This is a genomic window from Sphaerisporangium sp. NPDC005288 (assembly GCF_040607475.1).
GTDB classification, from domain to species: Bacteria; Actinomycetota; Actinomycetes; order Streptosporangiales; family Streptosporangiaceae; genus Sphaerisporangium; species Sphaerisporangium rhizosphaerae.
Genome location: NZ_JBEXGT010000021.1, coordinates 36,571 through 55,266 on the forward strand (window position 1 = coordinate 36,571; position 18,696 = coordinate 55,266).

An 18,696-nucleotide genomic window follows, 5' to 3' on the forward strand; every position below is an offset into this window, starting at 1 on the left:
GGCGGCGTGCTCGAACCGGTCAGGACGTACGTGCTGCTCGCGGTCACCTGGATCCGCGCCGCGGCCCAATATCCGTTGTCGATGGTGATGCTCGTCATCGGCTCGTTCCTCGTCACCGGCCTGGAGCTCGCGGCGATCGCGCTGATCTTCACCCACACCGCCTCGCTCGGCGGCTTCACCCTGCCCGAGGTGATGTTCCTGTACGGCACCTCGGGCACGTCCTTCGCACTCGCCGACCTGCTGTTCGGCAACGTGGACAAGCTGAGCCAGCACGTCAAGGCGGGCACGTTCGACGCGATGCTGATCCGGCCGGCCAGCCCGTTCGTGCAGATGGCCGTGGACCGGTTCAGCTTCCAGCGCTTCGGACGCACCGCCCAGGCGGTCACCGTGCTCGCCATCGCGCTCCCCCAGTTGCACGTGCCCTGGCAGCGGGCGTGGATGGTCCCGCTCATGGTGCTGTGCGGCATCGTGCTGTTCGCCGCCATCTGGACCCTCGGCGGCGCGCTGCAGTTCCTGCTCACGGACGCGCCCGAGATCGCCAACGCCTTCACGTACGGCGGCGGCCAGCTCACGCAGTTCCCGCTCACCGTCTTCGGCACCGACCTGGTGCGCGCGGTCACCTTCATCGTGCCGCTGGCCTTCGTCAACTGGCAGCCCGGCCTCTACGTCCTGGACCGCGCCGACCCGCTCGGCCTGCCGTACTGGTTGCGCTTCATGGGGCCGGCCGCCGCTCTCACGCTGGCCTGCCTGGCCGGGCTCGCCTGGCGGGCCGGGCTGCGCCGCTACCGTTCCACCGGGAGTTGACCACAGTGATCACAGTCGACGGCGTCGGCCGTTCCTTCACCGTCCGGAGCGGACGGGGACTGCTGCGCGGCGGGACGCGCGTGGTGCACGCCGTCCGGGACCTGTCGTTCGAGGTGGCCGCCGGGGAGTTCGTCGGCTACCTCGGCCCGAACGGCGCCGGCAAGTCCACCACGATCAAGATGCTGACCGGCATCCTCGCCCCGACCAGCGGAAAGATCGAGGTCGCCGGCCTCGATCCGTCCCGCCGCCGCACGGCACTCGCCCGTCGCATCGGCGTGGTCTTCGGGCAGCGGACGACGTTGTGGTGGGATCTGCCGTTGCGAGACAGCTTCACCCTGATCCGGCACCTTTACAAAGTAGATCGCGAGGAGCACCGCAGGCGACTGGCCGAACTGTCGGAGGTGCTCGAACTGGGCTCGTTCCTCGACAAGCCGGTCCGCCAGCTCAGCCTCGGCCAGCGCATGCGGGGCGACATCGCAGCGGCGCTGCTGCACGATCCGGCCGTCCTGGTGCTGGACGAGCCGACCATCGGGCTCGACGTGGTGAGCAAGGCGGCGGTCCGCGGCTTCCTGCGCGACCTCAACGCCGAACGCGGGACGACCGTGCTGCTGACCACCCACGACCTCGGGGACATCGAGCGGCTCTGCCGCCGGGTCATGCTCATCGACCACGGGAGCCTCGCCTTCGACGGCACCGTGGACGATCTCATGGCCACCGCCCCGGACGAGACCTCCATCGAGGACGTCGTCACCCGCCTCTACACCCGCCGCCTCCCCCTGTGACCCGCCCGCCACCGGCGGCCGCGCTCGCCGCGCGTCCTGCGAGCCCGCCTGCACCCGTAGCCCCGGCAGGTCAGGGGGCGGTCATGACCGAGTTGCTCGTCCCCGGAAGCGCGCCACGACCGCCGGTCAGTAGTAACCTCCGGCAGCCTGCGGGGTCTCCTCCTCATAGCCGTCGTCCAGGTCGCGCCGGCGCCCCGCCCAGCGGGAAGGCATCAGCACCGGGATGAACAACGCGATGCCCAGCATCGCGAACACCCCCTTGCCCAGCAGGTCCTGCATGCCCTTGCCCGCCTGGACGACCATCGGGTGCATCGACGGAGCGGTGGGGGCGAGCCCGAGCGCGCGGTGCACGTCGAGGGTGTAGATCACCGTCCAGGCCAGCAGCACCATGGACGGGACGAACGTCGCCAGCGGCGAGACCCGGCTCGCCACGACCAGACCCAGCACGAGGCCGGCCACCAGCATCGCGCCGAGGCCGACCAGCGCCGGGGTGTCGCGCACCGGGTCGACCGCGCCCGCCGCCATGCTCCTGGCCGCGTCCTGGGACGCCCAGCCGGTGCCTGCAAGCAGGACCGCGGTCACGACGACGCCGAGCAGAAGTCCCAGGAAGTGCCGCACGGCCACCACCACGCCCTTCACAGAACCAATGAACGCGGGCAACAGTAGCGACAAATACCGCCAAACGGCAGACGTCAGACGCACACCGAGAGACCACCCACCAGCGCCGCACCCTCACCCGCCCACCAGGGGCTCACCCATCCGGACAGGCGAGCGTCATTCTGGAAGCGACCGGCGTATGCACAGGAACCTCAGCCCTCCACCGCCCCACCGAGGCGAAAGACGGGTCTGGCCGCTCCATCCGGACAAGCAGGCACAGCCCGTGCCGGCGAGACCAGCGGGCGCCCGGTCAGGGAAAGCCAGGTCAGGGGAAACCAGCCGGGTCAGCGGAAGCAGCCCGGGCGGGGCAGCCGGGGCCGCGGGGGCACCCCAGTCCTGGGGTGGGGTGGGGACAACCGGACTCACGGCATGGCACGATGTGGGGCGTCATGCGTGCCCGCCTTCCCCTGCGCCTGGCGCGGTCGGCCGTCTTCACGGTCGTCTGCGTGGGCCTCGCCGTGCTCGGCCACCGGGCCGCCGGCGGGACGGGGCCCGCCACGTGGGCGGTGGCGGGCGGATCGGCCGGCGTGACGCTCGCCGCGACGCTGATCGCCGGGCGGGAGCGCTCGCCACGGACGATCATCGGTTTCCTGATCGCCGCCCAGGTCGTCCTGCACGAACTGTTCGGCGCCTCGGGTGGCGCGGGTTCCCCTCTCAGCCTCCACGTCTCCCACGGCCAAGGGCTCGGCGCGGGTCTCGGCATGGTCATCGCCCACCTCACGGCCACGCTGATGACCGGCTGGTGGCTGGCCCAGGGCGAGTCGGCCCTGTGGTCGGTACTGCGCCGGATGGGCACCCGCGCCCTGGTCGGGCTGTCCCGGCTGCTGACACTGCTGGGCGGGGACCCCGCCGCCCTCCTCCCCCGACCGACCGGACGCGGTCCCCGCCGCCTCGCGCCGCCCCCGGCTCGCGAGGCTCTCCGCCACACGGTCACCAGGCGCGGTCCACCACTTCCCGCCACCCGCTGACCCTTCGCGGCCCGGACACCGCCCCGAAGACCCTCACCGGCGCCCCGTCCGCCCCCTCGACGGCCATATGACCTCGTCAGACCGCATCACCTCGCCAGACCACATGACCTCGCCAGACCACGGATGAACCAACCGGCCACCGGCATCGGCCCCCGATCCGGCCGGCCCACCGGTGGCTCGCCCAACGGTCACCCGGCGCGATCGGCATAGGTCCGGTCCCAGGCGGGTCCGTGACCGTGCGGCTGACTGGCCCTCCGTCACGTGGCCTCACGGATGGACGAGCCGTCTCTCGCGCGGCCAACGGTGGACGGGCCCTCCGTCACGTGGCCTCGCGGCGGTGGACGGAACCACCCTCACGTGGCCTTGCGGATGGACGGAACCTCCGTTTCATGGCCTCACGGATGGACGAGCCGTCTCTCGCGCGGCCAACGGTGGACGGGCCCTCCGTCACGTGGCCTCGCGGGCGGTGGACGGATCCTCCCTCGCGTGGCCTTGCGGGCGGTAGTTGGATCGTCCGTCCCGTGACCTCGCGAATGGGCGGTCCTCCGTCGCGTGGCCCTCAAGGGTGAGCGGCTCTTTGTGGAGCGCCCTGGCCGGCACTTCCATCGTGCCGCCCCGAAAGTGGTCCGTGTGGCGCGCCTGTCCACCGGGCGTTGTCGAGGGGCCGGCGTCTTCCTCGGCCACCGTGGCCGCGCGCGCCGTCCGGTGCCGCCGGCGGCCTGCACCCCTTGTCTTTCCTCGATGAAGTGGAGTCCTCACATGTCGTTCACCGCAGTCGCGCGTCGCGGCGTCGTCGTCGCAGCCGGCGCACTCGCCCTCGTCACGGGTCTCGCCCTGCCCGCCCTCGCCCATGTCACCATCAACCCCGGCACCGCCGAGAAGGGCGGATTCACCAAGGTCGCCTTCCGCGTTCCCAACGAGCGGGACAACGCCTCCACCACCAAGCTCGTGATCGACCTCCCGGTCGACCACCCGCTGCCGTTCGTGTCGGTCCGCCCGGTGCCCGGCTGGAAGGCCGAGGTCACCGAGACCAAGCTCCCCAAGGCCGTGCCGTCCAAGTACGGCGACATCACCGAGGCCGTCACCAGGATCACCTGGAGCGGCGGGAAGATCGGCCCGAAGCAGTTCCAGGAGTTCGAGGTGTCCATGGGCTTCCTTCCCGAGGACACCGACCAGTTGCTGTTCCCGGCGACCCAGACCTACTCCAACGGTGAGGTCGTGAAGTGGGCCGACGAGCCGAAAGCGGACGGATCGGAGGCCGAGCACCCCGTCCCGACGCTCAAGCTGGTCGCCGCGGGCACACAGGAGGATGACCACCACGGGGCGGCCTCCGCGAGCCCCGCGGCCTCCACCGCCCCGGCCGTGGCGGTGGAGGCGTCCGGTCCCGGCGCACACGACGAAGCCGACTCCGACGGGACCGCGCGACTGCTCGGCGGCATCGGCATCGCCGTCGGCCTGGCCGGCGTGGCCACCGGCGTCATCGGCCTGCGCCGCGGCCGCCGCCCCTCCGAACACTGACGACGCCTCCGGACGCTCACGACCGTGACCGTGACCGTGACCGTGACCGCGGCCAGGTCGGCCATGGAACCGCGGGCGGAGCCGTGGGCAGGCGCACCGCAGTTGGGAAGCGGGGCCCTGGATGGGCGCGCCAGGGGGATGAGCCTCTGGCGCGCCTGGTCAGCTGGTGATGTCGCGGCCGGTGAAGTGGGCCCAGGCGATCGAGAGGGCGATCAGGATGTAGGCGCCGTACACCAGCAGGCCCTGGGTCATTCCCTCGGTCGCTATCGGGTCGCGCAGAGCGCCGTCGAAGGAGCTCCACCAGTAGGTCAGAAGGTACGGCCGCGCCGGCTCGAGCTGCGGGATGGCGCTGAGCACGTGCGAGAACACCACGCCCACGATGGTCGCCGCCACCGCGCCGATCGGCACCTCGGTCAGCGTCGAGACGGCCAGGCCGACCGCTCCGAGCGCCGCCATGCCGGCGGCGGTGTACCCGGTGACGATGAGGACGCGCACCAGCCCCTCGCCGACGGAGATCGTCGACCCGGACAGCAACGTGATCGGGCCGACCGGGAAGAGCACCAGCCCGGTGACCAGCGCGCCCGCGGCGACGACCGAGGTGGCCACCAGCGCGTAGACGGTCACGTTGGCGAACTTGACGGCCAGCAGGCGGGTGCGCCCGGCGGGAGCGGTGAGCAGGTAGCGAAGGGTGCCACCTCCGGCCTCCCCCGCGATCGCGTCACCGGCGACCACCGAGACCGACAGCGGGAGCAGCATCACCAGCAGCAGCGACAAGGCCACGAAGGTCAGCATGAGCCCGTTCCCGGCGACCTGCGTGATCAGCGAGGGCATCTCCTCGTCGACATCCCCGCCGAACGCCCGCAGCACGACGCCGATGAGCGCCGGGACGCAGGCCAGGACGATGAGCATCGCGATGTTGCGGGGCTTGCGGAAGGTCAGCCCGAGCTCTGAGCCGAGCAACCGCAACATCGCCCGCCCTGGAGACGGCCGCCCACGCCCCTGAGGCGGACGACCGGCGGAGCCCTCGGTCACGCCGACCGCACCCGCGGCAGCCGGGACCTCATGGGCGGCGGACGACCCGCCCGCCCCGTCGGAGAAACCACCACCCACGGCGGACACCTCCCCGCCGACCGCGACCCCACCGGCAACGGAAGACCCGCCCACCCCGTCGGAGGAGCCACCGTGCGTGGCGGGCAGGTCGGCGGCGGGTGGGGGCTGGTGAGGAAGAGGTGAGGTGGCCCCGCCCCCGGGGGCATCGCCGGGCGGGGCGGAGGTGCCGGCGGCGGGTGCGGCCTGGCGGGGCAGGGTCGTGGCGTTGGTCCCGTGGAGGGTGTCGGCGTGTGGCGAAGACAGGGTGGCGGGGGTGCGGGGGGTGGCGTCAGGCGTCGACATCGAAACCTTCTCCTGTGAGGCTGACGAAGACCTCTTCGAGGCTCGGCCGTTCGACGGTGAAGCCGCGCACGGCGACGCCGTCGGTGACGAGCAGGGCGCAGACCCGTTCAGGGGCGTGCTCGCCGAGCAGCGCCGTGACCCGCTCGGCCTCCCCGGGCTCGGCCGTGGCGCGCACCTCGGCCAGGCCGAGACGGCGCAGGACGGCGGCGGCCTGGGCGACGTGCGGGGTGTCCACGCGCACACGCGGCGCGTGGCCGGCCCGTAGCCCGGCGATGGGCCCCTGGGTGACCAGCCGGCCGGAGCGCATGACGCCGACGTGGGTGCACATGTGCTCGACCTCGGTCAGCAGGTGGGAGGAGACGAAGACGGTGGTGCCGTCGGCGGCGACGTCCTTGATGAGCGAACGGACCTCGCGGGTGCCCTGAGGATCCAGGCCGTTGGTCGGCTCGTCCAGGACGAGCAGCTCGCGCGGCCCGAGGAGGGCGCCGGCGATGGCCAGGCGCTGGCGCATGCCCAGGGAGTAGGCGCGGTACCTCTTGCGGGCCGCCGCCCCGAGCCCGACCCGTTCGAGCGCGGCGCCGACGCGGGCGGACACCGTGCGCGGGTCGGCGGCCGGGTCGGCGGCGTCGTACCGGCGGAGGTTCGCCTCGCCGGACAGGTAGGGGTAGAAGGCGGGCCCCTCCACCAGGGCGCCGATCTTGGGGAGCGTGGCGGCGAGACCGGCCGGCATCGGCCGGCCGAGCACGTCGCAGCCGCCGCTCGTGGGCTGGACCAGGCCGAGCAGCATGCGGATCGTGGTGGTCTTGCCCGACCCGTTCGGGCCGAGGAAGCCGAACACCGAGCCGCGGGGCACGGCGAGGTGGAGGTCGTCGACGGCGACCTGGCCGCCGCGGAAGCGCTTGGTCAGCCCGCGGGCGACGATCGCGCAGTCGCCCGCGAAGGCCGTCTGGTGGGCCGCCCGAGGGGGCGCCGCCTCGTGCGCCCCCTCGCCCGTCGTCACCATGGTCACCTGCGTCCGGCCGCCTCGGTCAGCGCCTCGGGCGTGACCGCGCCGATCAGCAGCCGGCCGTCGTCGGTCAGCAGCGCCGAGACCAGCTTGCTCTCGATCACCCTGCCGCTCCCCCACGGCCCGGAGACCCGCTTGGCGGACTTCAGCAGCGAGTCGGCGAGTTTGCTCGGATCGGTGTCGCCGAACTTGCCGGCGCCGAGCCGCTTGGACGGGGTGGACGGGGCCAGGTTCTCAGGGGAGAACGGCAGCTCGGCGATGGTGCCCCAGCCGGTGCCGTGGGTGCGCGCCCCCGCCTTCGCCTGCTGACCGGCCTTGGCGCCGGCCACGACCTCGTCACCGGGACCCCCGTCCCCGGCGCCGAGCGTCTTGTCCTCGACCTTGGCCCCGGCGGGCGGCGTGAAGGCGAAGTTCTCCGGCGCGGGAGTGGTGAAGGCGACCTGGGTGAAGCCCACCTCGAACGCCGGCTCGGCGGTGCCCTTGGCGTAGACCTGGACGCGCAGCGGGATGTAGGTCTCGCCGTCGAGCGCGACGGTGACCTTGCCGACCAGGGACGTGGCGACCTTGGGCGTGAGCACGAGCTGGTAGGCGGCGCGCCCGGCGACATGCTGGCCGTTCTCGACGCCGACCGCCGTGTCCTGGCCGGCCGCCTTGAGCAGCTCGCCGGCCAGATCTTCCGGCGTGCGCGCGGTGGGCAGCACCGACGGGGTGGGGATGGCGTGTGCCCCGGCCGGGCCGTCGAGCTTGTAGCGGGTGGCGGTGTTGGTGCCGCTCTGCCACAGCCACGCCTCGCCGTGGCCGGTGGAGATCAGGTCGGTCTCGCTCATCTGGCCGGGCAGGGCGAGCCGCACGCGGTCGTCGCCGCCGTACCAGACCTTCAAGGTGTGGGAGCCGGACAGCAGGGCGAACGGGGAGCTGCTCACGCCCGTGGTCGCCGGCAGGGCCGGCAGGCCGAGGGAGGCGGTCTCCACGACGGTGCCCGACATGGCGGGGGGCTCGGCGCGGCTCGCGTTCTTGGCGACCTCGGCGAGCAACTGCTGGGCGGTGCGCTCGGGCAGCGCCGGGTCGCCCTGGACGGCGGCGATCACCGGCCCGGTGCCCACGGCTGCGCCCACCACCACGACGGCGGCGATGGGGACGCCCCACCTCACGGCGCGTGATCTTCTCGACTGGGACGGCATGTCACTCCTCAACGGTAGTCGGCGGCGGGGGGCCCGCCGCTCGCGATCCGATACCGGAAGACTGCCGCGCGGGTCCTGTGCCCAGGCTGAGACGGCCTGAGAGGCTTCTCAGGAGCCGCCCGGGGCGGCCCGCGCCGCAGCTCGCGGGCGCTACCGCCGGTTCCGGCCTCTCAGCGGGATCTCAGCCGGGACGGGCCAAGATAGGGGGACACATCGGCTGGGAGGGTGAGCAATGCGCGTGCTCGTCGTGGAGGACGAGAGGCGGATGGCCGCCGCGCTGCGGCGCGGGCTGCGCGCCGAGGGCTTCGCGGTCGATCTGGCCTACGACGGCGAGGAGGGCCTGCACCTGGCCCGTGAGGGCGACTACGACGTGGTCGTGCTCGACATCATGCTGCCCCGGCTGTCGGGTTACAACGTGTGCAAGCGGCTGCGCGCGGAGGAGAACTGGGTGCCGATCCTGATGCTGTCGGCCAAGGACGGCGAGTACGACATGGCCGACGGCCTCGATCTCGGAGCCGACGACTACCTGACCAAGCCGTTCTCGTACGTGGTGCTGGTGGCGCGGCTGCGCGCCCTGCTGCGGCGCGGCGCCCGCCGCCGGCCGCCGGTGCTGCGCTCGGGCGACCTCACCCTCGACCCGGCCCGGCGGTCGGTGTCGCGCGACGGCACGCCCATCGAACTGACGCCCCGCGAGTTCGGCCTGCTGGAGTACCTGCTGCGCCGCCCCGGCGAGGTGGTGTCCAAGGCCGAGATCCTCGAGCACGTCTGGGACACCTACGACACCGATCCGAACGTGGTCGAGGTCTACGTCGGCTACCTGCGCAGGAAGATCGACGTCCCGTTCGGGCGCAACGCCCTGCAGACGGTGCGCGGCGCGGGCTACCGTCTGGTCGGCGATGGCGGCTGACCCCCTGGCGTGGTGGCGGCGCAGGAGCCTGCGGTTCCGGCTGACCGCGGCGGCCTCGGCGGTGCTCGCGGTGGCCCTGACGGCGGCGGCGTCGCTGCTGGTGGGCGTGCTCGGCCGGGCGCTGATCGGCTCCACCGACGGCATCGCCTACCAGCGGGCCCGCGAGGTGGCCGCCCTCGCCGACGACGGCCGGCTGTCCGACCCGGTCGCCGTCGCGGACGGCACGATCATCCAGGTGCTCGACGCGCATGGGCGCATCACCCACGTGACCGCCGGCGCCGACCGGCTGGTGCCGCTGGTGAGCGCCCGCGACCGCGCCACCTCGCCCGGTGAGGGGCGGGGCCGGTTCGTGGACGGCGACCTGTACGGCATCCCCGGGCCGCTGCGCGTGGTGGTGGTGCACGCCGACGAGGGCCGCACGGTGATCGCCGCCCGCTCGTTCAAGGACGTCGCCGACAGCCTCACCACGACCGTGCACATGCTGGTCATCGGCACTCCGATGCTCCTGGTGCTGCTCGGCGCGGCCGGCTGGCTGATCATCGGCCGCACGCTGCGCCCGATCACCGCGCTGCGCCGGGGCGCCGCCGAGATCAGCGGCACCGCCCGCGCGCACCGCCTGCCGGTGCCCGTGGCGCGCGACGAGGTGCAGGAGCTGGCGATCACGCTGAACGGCATGCTGGCCCGGCTGGAGGGCGCGGAGGCCTCGCAGCGGGCCCTCATCTCCGACGCGGCCCACGAGCTGCGCAGTCCCCTGGCCAGCATCCGCCTGCAACTGGAGGTCGCGCTCGGCCACCCTCCCGACGAGCAGGAGTGGCGCGAGACGGCCGAGGGGGTGCTGGAGGACACCTTGCGCCTGAGCCGCCTGGCCGAAGGGCTGCTCACGCTGGCGCGGCTGGACGAGCACCGCCGCCCGGCCCGCAGGCAGCCGGTGGACCTTGCCGAGCTGGTCGGCGCGACGGCCGGGCGCTACGACCCGGCCATGGTGAAGATCACGAGGGTCGAGCCCGCGGTCGTCGAGGGCGACGCCCTGGACCTCGGACGGGTGCTGGTCAACCTGCTGGACAACGCCGTGCGCCACGCCTGTGCCCATGTCGCCGTCGAGCTGCGCGCCCGCGGCGGCGAGGCCGAGGTCACGGTGACCGACGACGGCCCGGGCATCCCCGAGGCCGACCGCGAGCGGGTGTTCAACCGGTTCACCCGGCTCGACAGCGCCCGCAGCAGCGACGACGGCGGGGCCGGCCTGGGCCTGGCGATCGTGCGCGAGACCGTGCGCGCGCACGGCGGGGCGGTGCGCCTGGAGGACGCCGGGCCGGGGGTGCGTGCGGTCGTCCGGCTGCCGCTGAGCCGGCCCGTTCCAGGGCGCGCAAAACCATGACATGGTTCCATCAAGCGATCGCCCCGGCACGGATGGTGAGCATAGCGTCGGTTCTATGACCTCCGAGCGGGACAGCGACCGCGAGCTGCTGATGCGCGCCGCCATCAAGCTGTTCGCGGCCTTCGGCTACGACGGGACGTCCTTGCAGCAGATCGCCGACACCGCCGGGTTCGACCTCGCCACCGTGGAAGAGATCGTGGGTCACAAGCGCGATCTCTACCTGGCGGTCGTGCGGCGGCTGTTCGAGCAGGAGCGGGCCGCGCGCGAGGCGGTCATGACGCAGTTCTCGACCGAGACGCCCGAGAAGACGGTGGAGTCGCTGCACCGGCTGCTGGACGACTATACGGAGTACACGCTCAGCAACCCGGAGCGGACGCAGTTGTGGGTGCACCGCTCCCTGCTGGACGCCGCCGACCTGGCCGAGCTTGAGGAACAGTTCATCCAGCCGATTTTGCAGATGGTGCTCGAGGGGGTCCAGCCGGCGCTGGAGAAGGGGTACATGGACCCGGAGGTCGACCTTGAGCTCGGGCTGTGGACGGTGATCTGGATGGTGCAGGGCATCACGACCCAGGCAACGGTGATGGGGCACATCCCCGGGCCGCCCGACGCCTGGCTGCTGGAGCGGTTCAAGCGGCATCTGCACCTGTTGATCGACCGCCTGTTCCGCCTGCCCGGAACCTCGTGATAACGTCCCACGCCGATCACGTGCGGCGACGCCGCACCATCTGGCGAGGGAGAACCGCGTGCTTCCCGAGAACGGCCGGACCTCCGAAGACCTGCTGGCGGAGATCTCCCTGCTGAGACGGCACGACCTGCAGGTGCGCGGCGGCAAGGTCACCGCCTACGTCTACGACACCGGGCGCCCGGAGGTGCACGACGCCGCGGCCCGCGCCTACTTCGAGATGCTCGAGGTCAACACCCTCGACCCCACCGCCTTCCCGAGCGCCGTCGCGATGGAGCGGCAGGTCGTGGGCGCGGTGGCCGGCCTGCTCGGCGGGGGGCCCGGCACGCCGGGCATCTTCACCAGCGGAGGCACCGAGTCGATCATGCTCGCGATGAAGGCCGCCCGGGACGCCCGTCCCGTCGCCGGACGTCCCCGCGTGGTCGTGCCGGTCACGGCGCACCCCGCCTTCCACAAGGCGGCGCACTACCTCGGCCTGGAAGTGGCGCCGGTGCCCGTGGACCCCGCCACCTTCCGCGCGGTCCCCGAGGCCGTGGCCGAGGCGATCACCCCGGACACGGTGCTGGTGGTGGCCTCGGCCCCGTCCTATCCGCAGGGGGTCGTCGACCCGGTCGCCGACATCGCGGCGATCGCGGCCGGACGCGGGGTGCTGTGCCACGTGGACGCCTGCGTGGGCGGCTGGTTGCTGCCCTGGCTGGCGGAGGCGGGGGCGAGCGTCCCGCCGTTCGACCTGTCGGTGCCGGGGGTGACGTCCATATCCTGCGACCTGCACAAGTTCGGCTACGCCCCGAAGGGCGCCTCGGTCGTGCTGTTCTCCGACCCCGCCCTGCGCCGCGCCGCCTACTTCGCCTCGGCCGCCTGGCCCGGCTACACGGTGATCAACGCGACCGTGCAGAGCTCGAAGTCGGCCGGGCCGCTCGGCGGCGCGTGGGCGACGCTGAACGCCCTGGGCCGCGAGGGCTACCTGGCCCTGGCCCGCGACACCCTGACCGCGACCCGGCGGCTGGCCGAGGGCATCGGCGCCATCCCGGGCCTGCGGGTCCTCGGTGAGCCGGAGGCCTCGCTGGTGGCCTTCGCGGGGGACGACGTGGACGTGTTCGTGCTGTCGGACGAGGCGCGCAAGCTCGGCTGGTTCCTGCAGCCGCAGCTTTCCTACGCCGGCATCCCGGCCAACCTGCACGTGACGGTGACCGGGGTGACCCTGGCGGGCGTGGAGGCGATGCTGGAGGTGATCGCCGCGTCCGCGGAGGCGGCGCGGGCGGCGGGCCCGCCGCGGGTCCCGGAGGGCCTGGCCGAGATCCTGGCCACCCTCGACCTGGACGCGATCGACGACGCCACCTTCACCGAGCTGGCCGCCTCGGTCGGCATCGACCTCGGCGGGGAGGGCCAGCCGGAGATGGCGGTGGTCAACGCGGTGCTGGACGCGCTGCCGGCCCCGGCTCGCGAGGCCATCCTGACCCGGTTCCTGTCGGTGATCTACAGCTGACCGCCCGGCCGGGGGCGCAGCGCGCCGACGGTGGCGAGCGCGGCGCGGGCCGAGGCGGCGTCGTGGACGCGGAAGACCCGCGCCCCCTGCCAGGCGGAGACGGCGAGCGTGGCGATCGTCCCGGCGTGGCGCTCGTCCACGGGGAGACCGCCGAGCGTCTCGCCCACGAAGTCCTTGTTGGAGACCGCGACCAGCACCGGCCAGCCGGTGTCCACCAGCTCTCCGAGCCGGCGGCCGACCTCCAGGGAGTGCCAGGTGTTCTTGCCGAAGTCGTGCGCGGGGTCGATCAGGATGGCGTCCTCGCGCACCCCGGCGCGCACGGCCCGCTCGGCCAGGGCGACGGTGTGGGAGACGACGTCGGCGACCACGTCGCGGTAGCCGATGCGGTGCGGGCGGGTCCTCGGGATCACCCCGCCGGCGTGGGCGCACACCAGCCCGATGCCGTGCTTGGCCGCGACCTCGGCCAGGCCGGGGTCCGGTCCGCCCCAGGTGTCGTTGAGCAGGTCGGCGCCGGCGCCGGCCACCACCTCGCCGACCTCGGCCCGCCAGGTGTCCACGCTGATCACCAGGTCGGGGTGCGCCTCGCGCACGGCCGCCACCAGGCCGGCGACCCTGCGGATCTCCTCGGCGGGGTCCACGGTGTCGCCCGGGCCGGCCTTCACCCCGCCGATGTCCACGATGTCGGCACCGGCGGCGACCGCCTCGCCGACGGCGGCCAGGGCGGCGTCGAAGCCGAACGTCCTGCCCCGGTCGTAGAAGGAGTCGGGGGTGCGGTTCACGACGGCCATGACGGCGTGTTCGCCCGGCCGGAACTCGCGGTCGCGCAGGCGCAGAGTATGCATCGCCGCAAGCGTACGCCAGCTCCCCGCCGGCCGCGTCCGCACCGGCGGAGGCCGGCGCGAGCCGTTCGGGAACGCTCCAAAACGGCTCAGACGGCTGATCCGCTCTCGGCCACGGTGAGGAAGTCCTGCGCCATCGCGGGGATGCGCCTGCGCGTGTGCACCAGGGCGATGATGCGGCGCAGCGGCGGGTCCAGGGAGCGGACGACCAGCCCGGCCCTGAGGGCCTGGTCGGCCATCGTGCGGTAGCCGAGCAGGGACGCCGAGGCGGTGCGGACCGTGACGGGCCAGCCGCCGCGCTCGTCGGTCTCGGCGACCACGACCGGCCGCACGCCGTGGGTGGCGAACAGCTGCTCGAACTCCCGGCGCCGGGCGCTGCCGGGCTGGGGCAGGACGATGCGCATGCCGTTCAGGCGGCTCATCGCGACCGACCCGGGAAGGTCGAGGCCGGGCGGGGAGATGAGCACGATCTCCTGGCGTTCCAGGGGGTGGCTCACCAGGTCGGCCGGCACGGGCAGGTCGGTCAGGCCCAGGTCGGCGCGCTGCTCCCTGACCGCGTTCACCACGCCGTCGCGCCCGTCGCACCGGACGATCTGCACCCGCACCCCCGGGTGCTCGGAGACGTAGGCGGGCAGGAGCCGCCCGGCCAGCGCCGGCTCCAGGCTCGGCGGCGAGGCGACGCGCAGCTCGCCGGCGCCCGAATGGGTGTGCGTGGCCAGCGCCTCGATCTCGTGCACCGCGTCCAACGCTTCCTTGGCGAGTTTGACGACGCGGCGTCCCTGCGCCGTCACGACCACTCCCCGGCCGGAACGCGCGAAAAGCGTCATGCCGAGTTCCCGTTCGAGGTCGCGAATCGCGCGGGAAAGCGCGGGCTGCGCGATGTAAAGCGATCGTGCCGCGTCGGTCATGGTGCGGTGCTCCGCAGTGGCGACCACATAACGCAGCTGCTGCAGATTCATGCATCGAAGCTAGGGCAGACCGGTCCGGCGATTCCGGACTATCGCAGAGATCACCTTGGATGATTTCAGAATGTAACCAGATACCGCGACATCCGTGACTACTGGGAATTGAGTACAGTTCTGCCCAAAATGATGCAGAATGTGGATCTTGTGACGGGGGAGAACGCTCGGTCTGGTGGGGCCGAGAAGGGGGCAGCCGGAAATGGCGAGTAACGGTCAGTATCCGAATCAATCGTCACCCGGCGGACGCCATCCGTATCCGCCTCCGCAAGAACCGGCATGGAACGGGCCGCCCGGCGGCTCCCCCGCCGCGCCGCCGCCCCCTCACCCGGACGCCCCGGACGGCGGGTGGCAGCCGCGTGACTCCCGGCAGCCGCCTCCCGGCTACCCGCCCCAGGGGTACCCGCCGCAGGCGCCGCCGGGCTCGCGTCCGGCGCCCGGCGGCCCTCCCGCGCCGGGCCAGGGGCAGCCGCCGGGGCCGCAACAGCCGTACCGTCAGCCGTATCCGCCGCCGGGACCGGGGGCGCCGCCTCCGCAGGGCCCGCCGCATCCCGCCGCGCCGCCCCCGGGGGGCGGCCCGCATCCCGGAGGGGGACCGTATCCGGGAGGGGGCCCCTATCCCGGGGGAGGGCCGTACCCGGGAGGAGGTCGGTACCCCGGAGGGGGCCCGCATCCCGGAGGAGGGCAGTACCCGCCGGGTGGCGGCCAGGCGCCGTACGCGCCGGGCGGGCAGCCGCAGCCGACCGGCCGGCCGCCGTTCCAGGGGACGCCTCCGTACCCGGGCGGCCAGGCGCCGTACCCGGGAGGGCAGGGACCCCACCCGGGAGGGCAGGGGCCGCTGCCGTCGCCCTCGCCCGGGTGGACGCCGCCCGGGCCGCCCCGGGGACCGCACGGGCCCTACGGGCCGAACTGGCGCCCACCCAAGCGCAAGTCCAGCGGCGCGGCGGTCGCCGGCGGCCTTCTCGGCGTGATCGCCGCGGTGTTCGTGCTGCTGGTCATCGGCTCGGCGGCGTTGAAGAGCGCCCGGCACGCCGAGCCGCCCTCGCCGGTGGCGATCCCGACGTTCGCGGTTCCCACGTTCTCCCCGTACACCCCCAAGCCGTTCCCGACCTCGACCTCCGCCCCGACCTCGAACCCCCGGCCGACCAGGTCGTCCAGCGACTCCTCGACGTCCTCCGACACCGGCACGACGACCTCCCGGCCGCGGCTGAACACGACCCTGACCGGCAACACCCTCTACCGGGCCGGCAGCCTGCCGCGGACCGCCTGCCGGGCCACGTCGACCAACGTCTTCAACGACGCTCAGCTGAAGTCGCTGATCCTGAAGACGGGGCAGTGCATGAGCCGGACGTGGTCGGCCGCGCTCGGGCGGGTCGGCATCGACTTCGCACCGCCGCACTACGCGATCACGGCGCGCGGCGGACGGGGCGCGTGCGGCGACTTCCCGCAGCGGGGCAGCATCGTCCCCTACTACTGCCCGCGCAACACGACGATCTACGCCTCGACGTCGGCGATGTCGCGCGGACGGGGCAACCAGCGCGGATACGGCTCGCTGTCGAGCTGGCACGGGGCGATCATCGGCATGATGGCCCACGAGTACGGCCACCACGTGCAGCAGTTGTCGGGGCTGGCGAACTCCTGGTGGAGCAAGACGCTGTCCTCGCGCACGCTGAGCGGCAGGCTGGCCCTGAGCCGCCGGTACGAGCTGCAGGCCAACTGCTTCAGCGGCATGTGGATGCGGTCGGTGGCCACCAGCTACCCGATCCCGCCGGTCCGCCGCAACAACCTGTTCTACTTCTTCTCCAACGTCGGCGACTGGCCGGGGTATCCGCGCGACCACGGCAGCCCGCCCAACAGCGGCCGGTGGTTCCGGCAGGGGTACGAGCGGACCAAGGCCTACCAGTGCAACACCTGGCTGGCCTCCTCCTCCTCGACCTCCTAGCCCGACGTCACGGTGGTCGGAGCATCAAAGGCGGCCCTCCCGGCGCGGAAGCGGACCGACCGCGCCGGGAGGCCGTGGGCCCGCCGTCACGGGCGACCGTGCCGAGGGCCCGCGGATGGCCGCCGAACGGCTGTGGCTTCAGCTGCTTGTTACCGTCCGATTCCCCAATATTGGCTTTGCGTCAGTGATGTCCAGGTATGGGGGTTAGAATCCTGGGCATCCGTGAACCCGCGGGGGGGCCAATGATGGGTTTCTCCTGGTTGACGGGAGAATCCAACCGTCATGAGGGAGCACGTGTGACCACGCCTCTTGGCCGTACCGCGGGAGAGGCGGACGGGGACGGCTCCGGCCAACCCGCGCCGGCGAACGGCTCCGCGCCACCCGTCTCCCGAGAGGGCCACGCGCCACCGGCTTCCTCCGAAGAGCACAGGCGATCCGCGTCCGCCGAGGGCCGCGCCCGGACGAGGTCCGGCCGTGAAGGCGACCCGCAGGATCCGCCCGCCGGGGACTCCGGAGATCGGGCCTCCGCCACGGACGCCCCGGCCCGGCAGCCCGCCACGAACGCCACAGGCCGGCCGTCCGCCACGGGCGCCCCGACCCGGCCGTCCGCCACGGGTGCGCCGGCCCGGCCGTCCGCGGTGGACGGCTCCGCGGGAAGCACAGGCGGCTCCGCGCGGGACTCCGAGGAGCGCAAGGCGGCCCTCCCCCGCTTCGCCAAGCCCCCGACGACCGGCTCGGTCATCGGCTGGACACTGCTGTCCACCGTCGTCCCGGGCGCGGCGCACCTGCGGGCCGGTCAGCGGCGCACCGGGTTCATCCTGCTCGGCGTCTTCGGCGCCCTCCTGGCGGCCGCCGTGATCTTCGCGGTGGTCATCGACGCCAATCTGGGCCTGGCCGTCAAGGACGGCGTCTGGGTGACCATCGTGGTCGCCGCCACGATCGGCGCGCTCGCCTGGTTCGCCCTGGTCATCACCTCCTACATCGCCCTCGGCCCCGACCGGCTCCCGCAGTCGGGGCAGGTGATCTCGGGCATCGTGGTCGGCATCCTGTGCGTGGGCGTGATGGGGCCCTTCGCCCTCACGGCCGGAGGCATGCTGACCGTGCGGCAGACCACCAACGACATCTTCCAGCCCGAACCGGGCACGAGCGTGGCCCCCGTCAAGCAGGAGGACCCGTGGAACGGCCGCCGCAGGGTCAACTTCCTGCTCATCGGCGGTGACGCCGCGGGCGACCGCACGGGCGTGCGCACCGACAGCATGACGGTGGCCAGCGTCGACGTCCGCACCGGCAACTCGGTCATGTTCAGCCTGCCGCGCAACCTGCAGTTCGTGCACTTCCCCAAGGGCGACCCGCTCGCCGCGCGGTTCCCGAACGGGTTCACCGGCGACTCTGGCCAGGGCCTGCTCAACGAGGTCTGGCAGTACGCCGAGGACCACCTCGGCAAGGGCAGGGGCCCGCGCGAGCTCAAGAGCGCCATCGGCTACACCCTCGGGATCAAGGTCGACTACTACGCGATCGTCGACATGTACGGGTTCGCCGCGCTCATCGACGCGATCGGCGGGCTGAAGATCCGCGTCGAGCAGGACATCAGGTGGGGCGGCCACTTCGGCACCGCGGGCACGATCAAGGCCGGGTACCAGCGGCTCGACGGCGAGCACGTGCTCTGGTACGGCCGCTCGCGGGTCGACAGCGACGACTTCTCGCGCATGTCCCGGCAGCGCTGCGTGATGGGCGCCCTGCTCAACCAGGCGACGCCCAGCGTGGTGCTCGCCAACTTCGGCAAGATCGCCACCGCGACGCGGCACCTGTTCCGCACCGACATCCCGCGCGACCTGCTGGAGCACCTCGTGCCGCTGGCGGTGAAGGTCAAGGACGCCAAGACCACCAGCCTGCAGTTCGTGCCGCCCACCATCTGGCCGGGCGCCGCCGACTGGATGAAGATCCGGCGGCTCACCGCGCAGGCGGTCAAGGAGTCAGAGCGCACCGGGTCCGGCACCGTGGCCGCGGGCGCGACCGCCGCCGCGGCCGCGTCGGGGACCACCGGCGCGAGCGCGACGCCCTCCGGCGGCGGTTCCTCGGCGACGCCGTCCACCTCGCGCTCGGCGACGGCCCCCACTCCGGTCAGGACGCCGACGCCCAACCGGCAGAGCAAGGCGGCCGCCAAGAGCCTCAAGGAAGCCTGCGGCTTCTGACCCCCG

Annotated in this window: 16 protein-coding genes; 10 read left to right on the forward strand and 6 right to left on the reverse strand. The window is 73.0% G+C overall.

What is annotated here, in order from left to right:
* The first annotated feature begins 6 nt into the window (after nt 1-6).
* On the forward strand, nt 7-804 hold the full coding sequence (locus ABZU32_RS20785; RefSeq protein ID WP_354924330.1) for an ABC-2 family transporter protein: 798 nt from the start codon (nt 7-9) through the stop codon (nt 802-804).
* 5 nt (nt 805-809) lie between these two features.
* The gene (locus ABZU32_RS20790; protein WP_354924332.1) at nt 810-1,586 is read left to right on the forward strand and encodes an ATP-binding cassette domain-containing protein; all 777 of its coding nucleotides are present in this window, start codon (nt 810-812) and stop codon (nt 1,584-1,586) included.
* 126 nt (nt 1,587-1,712) lie between these two features.
* On the opposite strand, the gene ABZU32_RS20795 is transcribed toward ABZU32_RS20790, so the two are convergent.
* Complete coding sequence (locus ABZU32_RS20795) at nt 1,713-2,225, reverse strand: hypothetical protein (protein WP_354836047.1); 513 nt, start codon at nt 2,223-2,225, stop codon at nt 1,713-1,715.
* 407 nt (nt 2,226-2,632) lie between these two features.
* Here ABZU32_RS20795 and ABZU32_RS20800 point away from each other — a divergent pair, with 407 nt between their 5' ends.
* Nucleotides 2,633-3,211 (forward strand): MFS transporter, encoded by a 579-nt coding sequence (locus ABZU32_RS20800; protein ID WP_354924334.1) that lies wholly within the window; start codon nt 2,633-2,635, stop codon nt 3,209-3,211.
* A gap of 759 nt (nt 3,212-3,970) precedes the next feature.
* On the forward strand, nt 3,971-4,729 hold the full coding sequence (locus tag ABZU32_RS20805; RefSeq protein ID WP_354924336.1) for a YcnI family protein: 759 nt from the start codon (nt 3,971-3,973) through the stop codon (nt 4,727-4,729).
* Between the two features lie 159 nt (nt 4,730-4,888).
* Here the strand turns inward: ABZU32_RS20805 and ABZU32_RS20810 are convergent, their stop codons facing one another.
* Genes ABZU32_RS20810 through ABZU32_RS20820 form a run of 3 tightly spaced genes read right to left on the reverse strand, consistent with a single transcriptional unit; the run spans nt 4,889 to nt 8,278 of the window.
* Entirely contained in the window at nt 4,889-6,121 is a 1,233-nt protein-coding gene (locus tag ABZU32_RS20810) for an ABC transporter permease (RefSeq protein ID WP_354924338.1), read from the reverse strand.
* On the reverse strand, nt 6,108-7,124 hold the full coding sequence (locus ABZU32_RS20815; protein WP_354924456.1) for an ABC transporter ATP-binding protein: 1,017 nt from the start codon (nt 7,122-7,124) through the stop codon (nt 6,108-6,110). The genes ABZU32_RS20810 and ABZU32_RS20815 overlap by 14 nt, the downstream gene beginning before the upstream one ends.
* Before the next feature lie 2 nt (nt 7,125-7,126).
* The gene (locus tag ABZU32_RS20820; RefSeq protein ID WP_354924339.1) at nt 7,127-8,278 is read right to left on the reverse strand and encodes a DUF2092 domain-containing protein; all 1,152 of its coding nucleotides are present in this window, start codon (nt 8,276-8,278) and stop codon (nt 7,127-7,129) included.
* A gap of 262 nt (nt 8,279-8,540) precedes the next feature.
* On the opposite strand from ABZU32_RS20820, the gene ABZU32_RS20825 reads away from it, so the two are divergent.
* The 4 genes from ABZU32_RS20825 to ABZU32_RS20840 are packed head-to-tail and all read left to right on the forward strand — an operon-like array spanning nt 8,541 to nt 12,758.
* Nucleotides 8,541-9,215 (forward strand): response regulator transcription factor, encoded by a 675-nt coding sequence (locus tag ABZU32_RS20825; RefSeq protein WP_354836057.1) that lies wholly within the window; start codon nt 8,541-8,543, stop codon nt 9,213-9,215.
* Nucleotides 9,205-10,590 (forward strand): ATP-binding protein, encoded by a 1,386-nt coding sequence (locus ABZU32_RS20830; protein ID WP_354924340.1) that lies wholly within the window; start codon nt 9,205-9,207, stop codon nt 10,588-10,590. The genes ABZU32_RS20825 and ABZU32_RS20830 overlap by 11 nt, the downstream gene beginning before the upstream one ends.
* A 55-nt stretch (nt 10,591-10,645) precedes the next feature.
* Nucleotides 10,646-11,275: a helix-turn-helix domain-containing protein gene (locus ABZU32_RS20835; RefSeq protein WP_354924342.1), complete on the forward strand. Its 630-nt coding sequence runs from the start codon at nt 10,646-10,648 to the stop codon at nt 11,273-11,275.
* A 58-nt stretch (nt 11,276-11,333) separates the two neighbouring features.
* Nucleotides 11,334-12,758, forward strand: coding sequence for an aspartate aminotransferase family protein (locus tag ABZU32_RS20840; protein ID WP_354836063.1), 1,425 nt, complete (start codon nt 11,334-11,336; stop codon nt 12,756-12,758).
* On the opposite strand, the gene folP is transcribed toward ABZU32_RS20840, so the two are convergent.
* Entirely contained in the window at nt 12,749-13,600 is an 852-nt protein-coding gene (folP, locus tag ABZU32_RS20845) for a dihydropteroate synthase (RefSeq protein WP_354924344.1), read from the reverse strand. The two genes, ABZU32_RS20840 and folP, sit on opposite strands and share 10 nt — an antisense overlap.
* Before the next feature lie 86 nt (nt 13,601-13,686).
* Entirely contained in the window at nt 13,687-14,556 is an 870-nt protein-coding gene (locus ABZU32_RS20850; protein WP_354924346.1) for a LysR family transcriptional regulator, read from the reverse strand.
* 967 nt (nt 14,557-15,523) lie between these two features.
* Here ABZU32_RS20850 and ABZU32_RS20855 point away from each other — a divergent pair.
* The gene (locus ABZU32_RS20855) at nt 15,524-16,498 is read left to right on the forward strand and encodes a neutral zinc metallopeptidase (RefSeq protein WP_354924347.1); all 975 of its coding nucleotides are present in this window, start codon (nt 15,524-15,526) and stop codon (nt 16,496-16,498) included.
* Nucleotides 16,499-17,136: 638 nt separating this feature from the next.
* Nucleotides 17,137-18,690 (forward strand): LCP family protein, encoded by a 1,554-nt coding sequence (locus tag ABZU32_RS20860; RefSeq protein ID WP_354924349.1) that lies wholly within the window; start codon nt 17,137-17,139, stop codon nt 18,688-18,690.
* Nucleotides 18,691-18,696: the final 6 nt, after the last annotated feature.

Coding starts and splice junctions, on each gene's coding strand:
- ABZU32_RS20825 (WP_354836057.1), top strand. CDS start 8,541: ATGCGCGTGCTCGTCGTGGAGGACGAGAGGCGGATGGCCGCCGCGCTG.
- ABZU32_RS20810 (WP_354924338.1), bottom strand. CDS start 6,121: ATGTCGACGCCTGACGCCACCCCCCGCACCCCCGCCACCCTGTCTTCG.
- ABZU32_RS20805 (WP_354924336.1), top strand. CDS start 3,971: ATGTCGTTCACCGCAGTCGCGCGTCGCGGCGTCGTCGTCGCAGCCGGC.
- folP (WP_354924344.1), bottom strand. CDS start 13,600: ATGCATACTCTGCGCCTGCGCGACCGCGAGTTCCGGCCGGGCGAACAC.
- ABZU32_RS20815 (WP_354924456.1), bottom strand. CDS start 7,124: ATGGTGACGACGGGCGAGGGGGCGCACGAGGCGGCGCCCCCTCGGGCG.
- ABZU32_RS20800 (WP_354924334.1), top strand. CDS start 2,633: ATGCGTGCCCGCCTTCCCCTGCGCCTGGCGCGGTCGGCCGTCTTCACG.
- ABZU32_RS20850 (WP_354924346.1), bottom strand. CDS start 14,556: ATGAATCTGCAGCAGCTGCGTTATGTGGTCGCCACTGCGGAGCACCGC.
- ABZU32_RS20835 (WP_354924342.1), top strand. CDS start 10,646: ATGACCTCCGAGCGGGACAGCGACCGCGAGCTGCTGATGCGCGCCGCC.
- ABZU32_RS20830 (WP_354924340.1), top strand. CDS start 9,205: ATGGCGGCTGACCCCCTGGCGTGGTGGCGGCGCAGGAGCCTGCGGTTC.